The following is a 13,643-nucleotide window of genomic DNA, read 5'->3' as shown; positions in this document are numbered from 1 at the left end:
GAAAGGCAGCAGCCTTTCTTCTTTAGTCAAGTGTTATTGGATTAGGTGCAATTGGAACAGTGTTTTCTACTCCTGTTAGATCCCAGGATCCAATAAAATCTATATTCGCATTATTAAATGTGACTGTTTGATATCCGAATTCTTTAGCTGTAAGCATGATGGCTTCAATCATAAATACGAAAGTATCACTGTTTTCCAAAATAGTATCTTCTGTAAATGTAATAGTTGCATTTTGACTATCCGTTTCATCAATTTCAAAATTAACAGATTGGAGAATCGTTGGTTGAAGGACAAATGAGCCGATTTCTATATTATTTCTCATTGTTTCCAATGCATCTGAAAATGTAGATGACTTTCCTGTAACTTCATTTGGGACTAGAAATTTTCGTCCATTTTCAAAGGGAACATACATAAAATATGCCCTTTTCCCAGCTTTTTCTAACTTATAGGACGTCTCTACAATTCCAGACTGACCAATCATTACACCCTGCTTTCCGTTTTGGTGAAACTCAATTTCTTTATAGGTATCATCAAACCAACGGAAGGTTTCTTTTACTGCACCCCAGAACGCCATTGATTCAGCTGAGGCAAAAGATTCTGGATTCCTATCTTGACCAAAATCTAAAATGATATTTTTAGTACCATCCTCATTTTGCTTTTCAGTAAATGTATACTGTGCCAGAGGGAACTGTGTATTATATTCAGAACTTATCAGTTTATCATTCACTTTTTGAATGACATCTGGTAATAAGCCAATATGACTCTGATCAGACCAATCCACAAGAACACTTACAGGTATGACTGTGTGGACCATAGGATCTGGTACCCCAAATGTAAACAGCTTTTTATCCATATAATCCCGAATAACATAGCTGGCTGGTTCCTCTATAGATGTAATAGCCAATTCTCGATTTGCACTGTCATCATTAGTTATCGTAGTCATCTTTGGAGCTCCATTTTCTTCTTTTGGAGCATCAGTGACCATCGTCATGTTTATATCTTCTGAACTACTTTCTTGATTGCCTCCACCCTGTGAAGTATCAAAAGAAGTGTTCAAGAAAGAAGGTCCAATTAGAACAATTAATGCTAATGCTGCTGCCGTAGCTAGGGAAGGAATGATCCACGTATTCTTTTTCTTTCTCTTTACCTTAGAGGAAATACTTTGATAAATTTCACGTGGGTCACGATTGTCTTTAACAATTGGCATCTGACTTAACAAATGTTCTAGTTGCTCATCGTTCCACTCGGACTTTTTCATCAACGATCTCCTCCTTTATCACAAGTTCTTCCATATATCCTTTTAATATCTTTAAAGCTCGATGCTGGGTTGTTTTAACCTTACTTTCAGTCCAGCCTAAGCTTTCTGCTGTTTCTGAGATGGATAAGGATTGAATATAACGAAGAACCAAAACAAGACGTTGGTCAACTGTACATTTATCCAAGCATCGGTACATTGTTTGAATCTGTTCATTTTGTAAAGCTATTTCCTCTGGTAAAGGTGCATAATCTATGACCTGCTGCTTATTCCAGTCAAAAGAGTCTAATATTCTTTGTTTCCAACCCTTCTGCTTTCTAAAGGAATCAATAGCGACATGCCTAGCTATAGAAAACAACCACGTTTTTTCACTGCTTTTCCCTTCAAACCTATCATAGGATTTCAGTACTCTTATATATACTTCTTGAACGAGGTCCTCAGCTTGTTCACGATTTTTAACCATATAGAACAAAAATGAAAAGACATCGTGATGATATTTTTCATAGAGCTCTTGAAACACGGCGTCCATACTTATCCTCCCGTTCAATAAATTAGTCGTAACAATGTATTTAAAAGTTACAGTTTCTTTTGTGGATTTTTTAAAGAGTAGTTGTAATTATCAACACCTACAATTACATATTCTTCTTACATACTATTCTATTAATTTACCATATCGTAAAACCTGAGAAAAGACTATATAAAAATAAAGAACCCATCCTACCTGGACGGATTCAATTTTCTATTGCTTTTAAAATGTTTCTCATGGAACAAGATTTTACGTCATTACTCCTCAAATTACTCTATTTTTCGAGGGATAAAGAAAGTAAATGTCGTACCTTCGTTTATTTTGCTATGGACGGATATGTGTCCTTGGTGTGCGTCAATAATATTTTTTACAATCGCCAAGCCTAAACCAGTACCTGATCTTCCCCTCGTTCTAGCTTTGTCAGCCTTATAAAATCGTTCAAACACAAAAGGTAAATCCTCTTCAGGTATTCCTGATCCTGAATCCTTAACATCAATCAGCAAGCCACCTTCTTGTAGGTCAACCTGTAAGGTAACATTCCCTTCACTTTCCGTATGTCGAAGTGCGTTATCAATTAGGTTTGTTAATACCTGTTCAATTCGATCAGGATCTAGTTGAAAAGCACCTAAAGAATCAGGTTTTACTAATGATAGCTTAATATTCCTTTCTTTAGCAGGTCCCTGAAACTTTCTAATAATCCTATTAACTAACTCGGTAATTTCAGCTTCTTCTATATTAAGACTAATATGACTTGCTTGCATTCGTGCGAGGTCTAATAGGTCATTGACTAACCTGCCCATACGAAGTGATTCATCATAAATTACCTTGGCAATTTCTCTTTTTTCTTCTTCAGTACTTGCAATATCATCAATAATCGCTTCACTATATCCTTGCAGCATGGAAATTGGTGTTCTAAGTTCATGAGAGACATTTGCAATAAAATCCTCTCTTAACTTATCTAATCTTCGTTCTTCTGTCATGTCCCTAATGACTGCTACTGCTCCGCGGATGTATGTTTGGTTATATAAAGGACTCATTAAAATAACCCAACTACGTCCTTGCATGCTTATTTCTATAATTTGTTCTTTTTCAATTGAAACAACATTTTGAAATAATTCAGTCATCTCTGAAGGTAATTCTTCTCCATCTTTACTTTGCATGCCTTGCTGATAATACCAAGCCTGTAAAAATCGCTCTGCAGGAGGATTAGTTACTAAAACAGTTCCATCTCTACTTAGGGTAATAACTCCATCTGCCATACTACTTAATACACTTGATAACTGCTCTTTTTCCTGGTTAAGTGCGTTTAGATTGAATTTAAGCTGCCTGGCCATTTGGTTAAAGGCAACAGCCAATTCTCCAATTTCATCATGAGTTAACATTGGAACTTTTGTATCAAACTTCCCTCTTGCCACTTCAAAAGCTGCTTGTCGCATTTTTCTTAGCGGTGCTGTAATTCGAGTGGATAGGAAAAACGCAAAAATTGTTGTTAATACAATAGCAATACCTGCTGCAAGTAAAATAAATCTGGTAGTTTGCTTCGTTGTTTCCCTTACCTCGTTTAAGGATTGATATAAAAATACAGCTCCCTGTTTTTTATTATCCACATGTAATGGGGTCCCAATGATAAACATCTCTTCGGAATTGCCATTTGTAACATTGCTTCCGTTTAAATCCATACGTTGAGAAACAGTCTTATCATCAGTAATCGTTTTATACAGCTCAGGATGGTTTTCTATAAATTTATATGTTAAACTTTTACTTCCCTGATCACCTGGGGAATACCAATGTGTGTCTTCATCTTCAATTATAATAACATTCGTATTATCATCTATTAGCTCCCATGAGATTTCCCTTGCTAGTTCTTTATCCTTATGCGACTCCATAATAAAAGCAATCTTTGATGCGATTTGGGTTAAGCCTTGTTCCGCCTCTCGCACGTGGTAATTCTCAAAGAACTCTAATAGCAGAATAGTTAATGTAAATAATACAAATGAAACGAGTAATAAAATGGTAATCCAGAGCTTACCTACTACACTTCGCCAAAACATCATCCATTAACTACCTCAAACTTGTAACCAACACCCCATACAGTCACAATCATTTTAGCAGCTTCGGTAGATACCTTGTTTAGCTTTTCTCTAAGTCGTTTTACATGCGTGTCGACAGTACGAAGGTCTCCGAAAAATTCATAGTGCCATACTTCCTTCAACAACTGCTCTCTATCAAATACCTTATCCGGAGCTTTTGCCAGGAAATATAGTAACTCATATTCTTTTGGAGTTAAGCCAACTTCTCTGCCATCAGCAGTTACTCGGTGTGCATCATTATCTATCGTTAAATGTGGAAATACAATAACATCCTTCGTTGTTGTTTCCGTTTGTAAGTAAGATGTTGATGAAGAACGTCTTAATAGTGCTTTTACTCTTAGTACTACTTCACGTGGACTAAACGGCTTAACGATATAGTCATCTGTCCCTACTTCAAAACCTTGTACACGATTTACTTCTTCACCTTTTGCTGTAAGCATAATAATTGGAGTAGCTTTCTTTTCACGTAATTCACGACAAACCTCAATACCATCTTTTCCAGGCATCATGATATCTAGAAGGATCAAGTCATAATCTGTCTGAATGGCTTTCTCTAATGCCTGATCACCATTTTCAGCCTCTTCAATTAGATAGTTTTCGCGTTCTAAGTACATTTTTAATAAGCGGCGAATTCTTTCCTCATCATCAACAACTAAAATTCTTGCTTCATTTTCCATTCAAAACAACTCCCTTAATCTCTATCTTTAAAAGAATAATTTATATTATTACCACTATAGTAACCTTATTTTTAGAAAGCCTCTGTAACATTTATCACATTCTTGTATTAAAAAGACCTTCTCCATTCTGGGAAGGTCTAATGTATTTTTTACATCATTATGCGTAAGAGTGTAGACCTGCAATTACCAAATTGACAAAAATAAGGTTAAACATAATAATTGCGAAGCCAATAACTGCTAACCAAGCTGATTTCTCACCATGCCAGCCTTTTGAGAGACGCAAATGTAAGTACGCAGCGTAGAATAAAAACGTAATAAGTGCCCATACTTCTTTAGGATCCCAACCCCAGAATCTGGTCCAGGCAATTTGCGCCCAAATCATAGCGAAAATCAATGCTCCTAATGTAAAGACTGGAAAGCCTATCGTAACAGAACGATAACTAATTTCATCTACAAGGTCTAAATTTATATTCTTAACGGCCGGTTGAATTGCAGCTGCAATTCTCTTACGTAATACTAATCTTAATAATCCATATAAAATTGTACCAACTAAAAATGACCAAATAACTGTATTTAACTTACGCGCACTAATAATTGCAGGTAGTTCAATAAGTGGTTCAAATTTATTCTCTGTAAGTAGTTCACCTTCATTTGGGCCTACTAATGCCGGGAGATGGTAAACCATTTGTGATTCTCTATCATTTTTATCAATCCATTTGAAGGTAGACTCATACCCCATTCCTCCAAAAATAGAGGATACAATAATGAAGCCCACCGTAACTACTAAAGTGTACATAATTGATTCAAGCCAGAAAGTCTTCTTGCTTTTAACCGTTTGATCTACAGCTTTTACTAAGTAAAGGACACCAGCTACAAAGCTGATTGCAAGAATTGCTTGTCCTGCTGCAGCAGTTGAAACGTGAATAGCAAGCCAATCACTTTGCAAAGCTGGGATTAGTGGAGATATTTCTCTTGGAAACATACTTGCATATGCAATTAAAAGAACTGCAACGGGTAAAGTAAATAATCCAAGAGCACTTGTTTTATAAATGAAATAGATAATAATAAATGCTAGTACTAACATCATGCCAAAGAATGTTGTAAATTCAAAAAGATTACTAACAGGAGCATGTCCTGCTGCAACCCATCTAGTTATAAAGTAAGCTGTTTGAAAAAGAAACCCAATAATTGTAAGTCCAATTCCTGTATTAGCCCATTTTTTTACATTCGATTTACTATTTTTATCGCGAATTGAACCAGCAAATACAAATGTAGCGAATAAATAAAGAAAAAATGCTACGTATAAAAAATTCCCACTAAGTTCAGCCACCTATTATTCACTCCCTTTTGTGACTTTTTCTTCTTCTTGTGTCTGGTCAATAGGTAGGTTTAATTTTGTATCCATTAAAATGGAATTAATCTCATTTTTTAAACCGAACCAGTTTTTATTTGTGTGACCAGCAATCAGAATCTCACCATTTACTTTTTGTACCCATACTCGACGGTGAACCCAATACATACCTTGGACAACACCCACCATAAAAATTATACCACCTAATCCTAAGATCCAAAGTGTAAAATCACGTCTTACGATTAAAGCAGAAACATCCTTCGTTTCGATTCCAGAGAAAGACATTTTATAAGTGTTATCTCCAAAAGGTTCAAGGTTTTGTTGAATCGCTACAAAGCTAATTTCACCTTCTGGCTTTTGTGGACTATACATTTTAAATACAAAGGCCGGGTTATTTGGTATCTTCGACTTTGAAGCAGGATTCCCATCATTGTCAAAATAAAAATCCGGAAAATAACTAACAATTTCAATTGAGTAATCATTTTGTAGATCATATTTTAGTTGTGGGTCACGAAGGTCAATCTTGATGTTCCCCATTGATTCTTGACTTGCCTTATTAACCAAATTAAATGACATAGTGCTTAGTTCATCTAATTTATAATCTACCTGGTACAAAGCATAGTGGTCATGCTTTAAAGGAATATTAACCTTAATATCATGATCTTTTACCTTAATTAGTTCTGCCTCTTCACCTGGTATTGCATTTTCGTCACGTTCATAAAGAGTTACATTTGTTTGGTAATTCTTTACAACCATTCCGCTTCCTGCACGGTTTATAGCCTCATTAAATACTTCATCTTCCTTACCTTCTTCATAAACTTCCTTTATAAACTCTTCATTTTTTAAGAAGTATTGCCCGTTGGTTCCAGGAATGCTTTTTGTTTCTCCTTCACGTATCCACATTACTTCATCGGTATACATGCCAGGGAAAAAGCGAAGCATAGCCCCTATAAGAAAAATAATAAGACCAACATGGTTTACATATGGACCCCATCTAGAAAATCGGCCTTTTTCGGCAAGAATATTACCATTTTCTTCTCTAACGTTGTAACGCTTCTTTTGAAGATTTGATTTTATAGTATCATAGATTTCCTCATAATTATCTACTTTAGTACTACTAAATAAACGTTGACGTCGTAAAAAACCTTCATTTCTTTTTATTCCTTGCTTTTTAAGAGCACGATATAAAGGAACAACACGATCCAAACTACATATCACAAGCGATATACCAATTGAAGCAATAAGTATCATATACCACCAAGAACCATACAAATTATGAAATCCTAGCTGATAATACATTGCTCCTGTAAAGCCATACTGATCCTCATAATATTCAGCTGCTGTAACCGTAGGCGGTATATACATTTCTTGAGGATATATCGTTCCAAGTGCAGACGCAACTAAAGTTACAACAATTAACCAAACCCCAACCTTAACAGATGAGAAAAAGTTCCAAATCTGATCAATTACTGTCTTATTATAAGTTTGAGAGCGCCTTGCACTCCCCTCGTATCTCATATCTAAAAGTTTTTGACTAGTATCTTCAATTAAAGGTTTACCGCATGATTCACATAAGACAGTCCCATGTGGGTTAACATGTCCACATTCACACTTTACTTGTTCAAGTTCCATGATAAAACTCCCTAACTATGGCTTAATAAGCTCCATTTTGTCCATAACCATTCGTTCAGTCATACTACCCGTAATAATTTCTACAACTCTTCCATCTTTATCAATTAGTAGCGTTGTTGGTAATGGATCAATACCATATGCATTTAACACCTGATCTCCTTTATCAATCACTACCGGAAATGTTAATCCATAACTATCAACAAATTTACTTACACTTAATAATGGTTCACCCACATTTACGGCTATGATCTGTACGCCCTGATCTTTATAAACATTATATTGGTTCTCCATATATGGCATTTCCTTTTCACAAGGTTTACACCAAGTACCCCAAAAATTTAAGAAAACACCTTGTCCACGATAATCTGATAAACGGTGTTTCTCGCCATTTAAGTCTGAAAGAACAAAATCAGGTGCCATATCTCCAACATTAACTTTCTCCTTACTCACAAAAAAATTACTGTATAAAGTATAGCCAAGTGCAGATGCAAGTAATAATAGAATAATTGTACGAATAACCAACCGATTCTTCTTCATGATAAAAAAACTCCCTACCTGCCATATTCCTAATATAAATCTTGATACATAGGTGCTTAAAAAATCTCACCTTAAATTATAGCATTTTTCAACAATAGTACCTTCTCAATAATATGAAGGTTATGTGACAAAATAAAGTAACTCCCATTAAAACACTTGAAGAAATCAACCGTTTGGTGATTTCTTCTACTTGACAAAATTAGTTTAGTCTATGTCCCTTTGTTGTAACAATTGCTCGTAATTGTTTTACTTCATGAGGTGATAGTTCCCTTGAATCACCTGTGCTTAGTCCAGACAGAGTTAAGAAACCATATTTTTCTCGCTTTAGCTTCAACACTTCATGCCCAATTGCATCAAACATTCTACGTACTTGTCTATTTCTACCTTCATGTATCGTTATCTCTATAATTGCAGTTTGTTTTTTCTTGTCTACGGATAGCATTTTAACCTTTGCAGGTGCCGTTTTACCGTCCTCTAACTGAATGCCCTTTTCTAATAATCTTAATTTTTCCTTTGACGGAATTCCTTTCACCTTTGCTACATAAAGTTTATCTACTTCATGTTTTGGATGCATTAATAGGTTTGCGAATTCACCGTCATTTGTAACCAATAACAGACCAGAAGTATCATAATCTAATCTACCAATTGGATAAATTCTTTGTGTAATATGTGGGAAAAAGTCAGTAACAACCTTTCTACCTTTATCATCAGAAACACTCGATATAACTCCACGGGGTTTATATAGGAGATGGTATACTGGTTCTTCTTTGTCTAGAGGTACACCATTTACTTCTACTTTATCACTAGGTCCTACCTTAATGCCTAGTTCTCTAACTACTTTACCGTTAACTGTTACTCTTCCATCAAGGATTAATTCCTCTGCTTTTCGTCTCGAAGCTACGCCTGCGTGGGCAATAACTTTCTGTAATCTTTCCATCACGTTCACCTCTTTAAACATCTTACTTCTTTACTTCATTTTTCTCAAGTATTCTACAAATTATGATGATGTTTTTATATCAAAACATGTTTTTAAAAAGATTGTATTTTTAACTTCGAACCCTGACCGTTCCTTTCCGCTGCAGACACTTGCTTTCCGCGGGGAGGGATGCGAGCCTCCTCGGTGCTATGCACCTGTGGGGTCTCGCACTTCCCTCAGTTCCCGCAGGAGTCAAGTGTCTTCCGCTCCAATCCACTTAGCGTTTGAAATAAGTCCAAACTTTACTAAGAAAAATTATAAATAAAAAAATCACTTAGACAGTGAGTCCAAGTGATTTATCCGAACATAAGTGTTACGACTGTTACTGCTGCGATGATTCCTAGTAGGTCTGCCCATAGTCCGACTTTTAGGGCGTCTCCCATTTTTTTTATGCCTACTGCTCCGAAGTAAACGGTTAATACGTAGAAAGTGGTATCAGTGCTTCCTTGTAAAGTTGATGCTAGGCGACCTATGAAGGAGTCTGGTCCGTATGTCGCAATGATATCTGATGTCATTCCGAGTGCGGCAGTTCCTGAGATTGGACGGATGATAGCTAAAGGGACAATTTCAGCAGGTACCCCAATCGCTTCTAGAACAGGTCTAATTAGCCCAACAAAAAATTCTAATGCCCCCGAGGCACGAAATATAGAAATTGCCACTAACATACCTACTAAAAAAGGGATAATCGAAAATGCTATTTTGATTCCTTCTTTTCCCCCTTCTACAAAGGTCTCATATGTAGGTACTTTCTTGATTGTCCCATAAATCAGCATAAAACCGATGATTATAGGAATTAACCAAAGGGAGATAGAACTAATGATACTCATTTCTTTTTACCTCCTTTTCTGGTTCTCCTATAATAAAAGAAGCGGTCAATCATAATTGCTCCTATGGTTGAACACAAGGTTGCGATTAGTGTTGTTCCAACAATTTCTGTTGGGTTTGCTGAATCATATGTCAGACGTATAGCAATTACCGTTGTAGGGATTAAAGTTAAGCTTGATGTATTAATTGCTAAAAAAGTGATCATTGAACGACTAGCCTCTGAGCTTCCTCCATTTAACTCCTTTAGCTGTTCCATTGCCTTTATCCCCATCGGTGTTGCAGCATTTCCTAAACCAAACATATTAGCAATCATGTTCGATAGCATATAACCCATGGCAGGATGGTCTACAGGTACCTCAGGAAAAAGTCTTCTTACAAATGGACGAAAAAGTCTTGATAGTTTTTCTAACAAACCAGAGGCTTGGGCAATTTTCATTAACCCTAACCAGAATACTAGAATACTAATGAGCCCGATACTAATTGTTACTCCATCCTCAGCACCTTTAAATACTGCTTTGTTTACCTCTTCAATTGTTCCATTAATTAATGCGAAAAGAATACCGACTATTGTCATTGCAACCCAAATAATATTAACCATAATTTTCGACACCTAACATAATTAAGAATAGATTTTTAATAGTTGACCAAAACGACTTCTCATTTTCCACTTCTTTTTCGAAATACAATGGTAACTCACCAATGTGCTCATTACCCATTTTTATAATCATTTTACCTACAATACTAGGAACCTCATTTCCATCCTCCCACCCCTTTTTCTTTGAATCAATTAGAGTGAGAGAAAGCTTAACTTGCCTTTTTTCTGAAAGTGTTAATGGGTAAGAGAAATCCCTATTTACTTTTACTTTATCTTTATAAAAAGGATCATTTATGCTCTTTATATGACCATTTTTAACTAGTTTTACTAATTGGTAGTTTTTAAACCCTGTATTGAACAAATGGATATGATCATTCCAGTCGTCTGAAGCATCAATCGTTACAGCAATTAAATCTAGTCCATCTTTTGAAGCTGTCGAGACTAGTGTTCTGTTGGCTAACTTTGTATAACCGGTTTTCCCACCAGTACTATATGAATAAAGCCCTGTTAGTAATTTATTTTTGTTTTTCCATATCCTGTCCCATTTTTCATTAGGATTAGGTGCACGATACACTTTTGTTCCAAATATTCTCTTGAATTCTTCACTATTCATCGCATATCTAGTAAGTAATGCCATATCATAAGCTGTTGAATAATGATTCTCGTGATCGTCAAGTCCATGGGGATTTGCAAATTCAGTATTAAGCATACCGATTTCAGCGGCCTTTTGATTCATTAGAAAAGCGAAGCCCTCTAAGCTTCCTCCGATATGTTCAGCAATGGCTACTGCAGCGTCATTTCCTGACCTTAACATCAGTCCATATACTAAGTTTTCTAGTTTAATTTTTTCGTTTGGTTGTAAATATAAAGATGAACCCTCGGTACGAACTGCACTATCACTAACCTTAACAATTTCCTTCATCTTTCCTGATTCAACAGCCAAAATAGCAGTCATAATTTTAGTTATACTTGCGATTCTACGTTCAGTATGAATATCTTTTGAGTATAGTATCCTTCCAGACTCTTGTTCTATAAGGATTGCACTTCTGGCACTAACATCACCAAACGCACTCATCTTTTGGGGCAAAAATGATAACATAATCATAATGATTGTTACCATGATTAAGCTCCTTGTAGGTAGTGTCATTTTATCCCCGTCCTCTAGTATTGTTTGTACAAGTTTATGCAGGATATAGTGTAATATGAATCAAAAAATAGATTTCAAGAGCAAATAAAAAAGCCACTCAGTGACAATTATTTAAAATAAATTATTGTCTACCAAGTAGCTCGGTTAATTAATACGGTTGCCAACGTAGGTTAGAGGCTGCATTAAAGCGTTTTTCTACCTCGTTCCAATTAACAACGTTCCACCAGTTATCTACATATTCTTTTCGATTATTCTTATATTGTAAATAGTAGGCATGTTCCCAGACATCTAGCACTAATAAAGGAATTGTATCCCATTGAGTCATTAGTTGATGCCTTTCAGATTGCAGTATTTCCAAGCGATGTGCGCGTGGTGCCCATACTAAAATTGCCCAACCAACACCCTCTACCTTATTAGCAGCTTCTGTAAAATGCTTCTTAAAGTTTGCAAAACTACCAAAATCCATGTTGATCTGCCTTAATAATGAACCACTTGGTTGTCCTCCACCGTCTGGTTTCATAATATTCCAGAAAATAGTGTGAAGATAGTGCCCCGAACCATGGAAGGCAGCTTCTCTTTCCCAATGTTTAATTAAATCAAAATCACCCGTTTTTCTTGCGTTCGCCATCATTTTTTCTGCCTTATTTAAGCCATCCACATAGCTTTGATGATGCTTTTGATGGTGTAACTTCATGATTTCTTCAGCAATATAAGGCTCTAAAGCATTATATTCATAAGGTAAAGGTGGTAGTCTATGGCCTCCAATTTCAACCCTACCTGATGATTGCCGTTCTTCATTCGTAATAGAAGGATCAGTGGATCCATTTAATTCTAAAAACAACTTATCTACTTCAGTTTGAAGACTTTCGATAAACTCCTTTGAAAGGTGGTTGCTTACATCAATAATTTCTAATTCACTAAGTAGTCCTTTAAGCTTTTCTCTGATTTCTTCATAGTTGTTTTCTTCTCCACGCTGATCCTCAATAAACTCAAGGATACCTTTCCCCCAGTGAATAACCTCTTGAACATAATTAAAATAAATGGTTTCAGTCATCTTGTTCCTCCTTACACATAATCGACATTATCATATGCAAACGCCCTGGTAAGGTGAAGATAAAAAGTTCAATAACTTCTGGAATTTTAAGTCGAAAGAACATCCTTCATATGAATAAATCATATATATCTTTATATGACCCATACATAAGGAGGTTTATGATGAATCAAGCTTATCGAGAAGAGTCTCTTTTCGAATTAAGGTTTTGGCTGCAGATATTAGGGGATCATAGTCGATTCATTCATGATTCGTTAGCACCAAGTGAAACGAAGCGAATTGAAATAGCTAAACATTTCAAGGAGAAATTTGATAGTCTCCTAGCAAAAGCAAGGCAACCACTAGGTGGTAATGAACTTTATCAGACGATTAAAGAAGCTAAAATGAATAGCGAACAGTTTCGAGTATATAAATTGGACCTACTTGAGGCTCACCTCGTGGGTAAAATTAAAATTATGTTGCCACCAACATTCATTAATCATATGGTTAACGAGCTGGATGAGTGGTTAAGGGTGGTAAAGTTTCTAGACGAAGGGAAGCAGGTACCACCTTCTCACCCTCTACACCATCATTTACTATGGCTGCTTGATGCTGCAGGTCATGCTGGTGCCATACATGATAATTTGGATAGGGTAGAAAAGGAACTGCGTGAAAAGGGTCATGAGTTTACTAAGAAATGGGAGAGTTTTTACTTGAAGGCAGTTGAACTGGTAGGATATTTACGTACACAACAGTTTCAATTTCCTGCGCTATCACGATTCAATAATCAAGTTGAACTAGAAATGAAGTTATTTAAAAGCTTCTTAAGAGAACTTGAAGAGATGGAACTTACTAAGGAATCACTTGGAATTCTTGAGCCTTTAATGGCAGACCATATGGCACGTGAAGAGTGTTATTATCTTCACAAGCTTGCAGAAACAACAAGAGAAGTGAGCCCTCCAGATTGTGACCCTACTCAACCCCGAACTAAGTCCTAATTAA

General features: G+C 36.0%; 12 protein-coding genes and 1 pseudogene. 1 reads left to right on the top strand and 12 read right to left on the bottom strand.

Features of this window, described 5'->3' with window-relative positions:
- Positions 1-22: 22 nt before the first annotated feature.
- From J2Z26_RS09095 to J2Z26_RS09040, 12 genes and pseudogenes are all read right to left on the bottom strand, one after another.
- Positions 23-1,258 carry a hypothetical protein gene (locus J2Z26_RS09095; RefSeq protein WP_193539575.1) on the bottom strand — a complete coding sequence of 412 codons (1,236 nt, stop codon included), beginning with the start codon at positions 1,256-1,258 and terminating at the stop codon, positions 23-25.
- Entirely contained in the window at positions 1,233-1,784 is a 552-nt protein-coding gene (gene sigX / locus J2Z26_RS09090) for an RNA polymerase sigma factor SigX (RefSeq protein ID WP_193469288.1), read from the bottom strand. Before sigX ends, J2Z26_RS09095 begins: the two co-directional genes overlap by 26 nt.
- A 266-nt stretch (positions 1,785-2,050) precedes the next feature.
- Entirely contained in the window at positions 2,051-3,835 is a 1,785-nt protein-coding gene (locus tag J2Z26_RS09085; protein ID WP_227413848.1) for an ATP-binding protein, read from the bottom strand.
- Positions 3,832-4,548 carry a response regulator transcription factor gene (locus J2Z26_RS09080; RefSeq protein WP_193539576.1) on the bottom strand — a complete coding sequence of 239 codons (717 nt, stop codon included), beginning with the start codon at positions 4,546-4,548 and terminating at the stop codon, positions 3,832-3,834. Before J2Z26_RS09080 ends, J2Z26_RS09085 begins: the two co-directional genes overlap by 4 nt.
- Before the next feature lie 157 nt (positions 4,549-4,705).
- On the bottom strand, positions 4,706-5,878 hold the full coding sequence (gene ccsB / locus J2Z26_RS09075) for a c-type cytochrome biogenesis protein CcsB (protein WP_193539577.1): 1,173 nt from the start codon (positions 5,876-5,878) through the stop codon (positions 4,706-4,708).
- 3 nt (positions 5,879-5,881) lie between these two features.
- Positions 5,882-7,531 (bottom strand): cytochrome c biogenesis ResB family protein, encoded by a 1,650-nt coding sequence (locus J2Z26_RS09070; protein WP_193539578.1) that lies wholly within the window; start codon positions 7,529-7,531, stop codon positions 5,882-5,884.
- A 15-nt stretch (positions 7,532-7,546) separates the two neighbouring features.
- A complete protein-coding gene (resA, locus tag J2Z26_RS09065; protein ID WP_193539579.1) occupies positions 7,547-8,068 on the bottom strand; it encodes a thiol-disulfide oxidoreductase ResA in 522 nt (173 codons plus the stop codon).
- A gap of 199 nt (positions 8,069-8,267) precedes the next feature.
- A complete protein-coding gene (gene rluB / locus J2Z26_RS09060; protein WP_193539580.1) occupies positions 8,268-9,005 on the bottom strand; it encodes a 23S rRNA pseudouridine(2605) synthase RluB in 738 nt (245 codons plus the stop codon).
- A gap of 335 nt (positions 9,006-9,340) precedes the next feature.
- Complete coding sequence (locus tag J2Z26_RS09055) at positions 9,341-9,871, bottom strand: spore maturation protein (RefSeq protein WP_193539581.1); 531 nt, start codon at positions 9,869-9,871, stop codon at positions 9,341-9,343.
- Positions 9,868-10,467, bottom strand: coding sequence for a nucleoside recognition domain-containing protein (locus J2Z26_RS09050; RefSeq protein ID WP_193539582.1), 600 nt, complete (start codon positions 10,465-10,467; stop codon positions 9,868-9,870). The genes J2Z26_RS09055 and J2Z26_RS09050 overlap by 4 nt, the downstream gene beginning before the upstream one ends.
- A complete protein-coding gene (locus tag J2Z26_RS09045) occupies positions 10,460-11,611 on the bottom strand; it encodes a D-alanyl-D-alanine carboxypeptidase family protein (protein WP_193539583.1) in 1,152 nt (383 codons plus the stop codon). The genes J2Z26_RS09050 and J2Z26_RS09045 overlap by 8 nt, the downstream gene beginning before the upstream one ends.
- Before the next feature lie 148 nt (positions 11,612-11,759).
- A pseudogene (locus J2Z26_RS09040) lies at positions 11,760-12,386 on the bottom strand (superoxide dismutase); the annotation flags it as partial.
- Between the two features lie 440 nt (positions 12,387-12,826).
- On the opposite strand from J2Z26_RS09040, the gene J2Z26_RS09035 reads away from it, so the two are divergent.
- Entirely contained in the window at positions 12,827-13,639 is an 813-nt protein-coding gene (locus tag J2Z26_RS09035) for a DUF2935 domain-containing protein (RefSeq protein ID WP_193539585.1), read from the top strand.
- The last annotated feature ends 4 nt before the right edge of the window (positions 13,640-13,643 follow it).

The organism is Cytobacillus luteolus, from assembly GCF_017873715.1.
In the GTDB taxonomy this organism is placed as follows: Bacteria; Bacillota; Bacilli; order Bacillales; family Bacillaceae_L; genus Bacillus_BV; species Bacillus_BV luteola.
This window is presented reverse-complemented; position numbering and strand designations above follow the sequence as displayed.

Excerpts from the sequence above, each read along its gene's own strand:
- J2Z26_RS09095 (WP_193539575.1), bottom strand. The coding sequence starts at position 1,258 with ATGAAAAAGTCCGAGTGGAACGATGAGCAACTAGAACATTTGTTAAGT.
- sigX (WP_193469288.1), bottom strand. The coding sequence starts at position 1,784 with ATGGACGCCGTGTTTCAAGAGCTCTATGAAAAATATCATCACGATGTC.
- J2Z26_RS09085 (WP_227413848.1), bottom strand. The coding sequence starts at position 3,835 with ATGATGTTTTGGCGAAGTGTAGTAGGTAAGCTCTGGATTACCATTTTA.
- J2Z26_RS09080 (WP_193539576.1), bottom strand. The coding sequence starts at position 4,548 with ATGGAAAATGAAGCAAGAATTTTAGTTGTTGATGATGAGGAAAGAATT.
- J2Z26_RS09070 (WP_193539578.1), bottom strand. The coding sequence starts at position 7,531 with ATGGAACTTGAACAAGTAAAGTGTGAATGTGGACATGTTAACCCACAT.
- resA (WP_193539579.1), bottom strand. The coding sequence starts at position 8,068 with ATGAAGAAGAATCGGTTGGTTATTCGTACAATTATTCTATTATTACTT.
- rluB (WP_193539580.1), bottom strand. The coding sequence starts at position 9,005 with ATGGAAAGATTACAGAAAGTTATTGCCCACGCAGGCGTAGCTTCGAGA.
- J2Z26_RS09055 (WP_193539581.1), bottom strand. The coding sequence starts at position 9,871 with ATGAGTATCATTAGTTCTATCTCCCTTTGGTTAATTCCTATAATCATC.
- J2Z26_RS09050 (WP_193539582.1), bottom strand. The coding sequence starts at position 10,467 with ATGGTTAATATTATTTGGGTTGCAATGACAATAGTCGGTATTCTTTTC.
- J2Z26_RS09045 (WP_193539583.1), bottom strand. The coding sequence starts at position 11,611 with ATGACACTACCTACAAGGAGCTTAATCATGGTAACAATCATTATGATT.
- J2Z26_RS09035 (WP_193539585.1), top strand. The coding sequence starts at position 12,827 with ATGAATCAAGCTTATCGAGAAGAGTCTCTTTTCGAATTAAGGTTTTGG.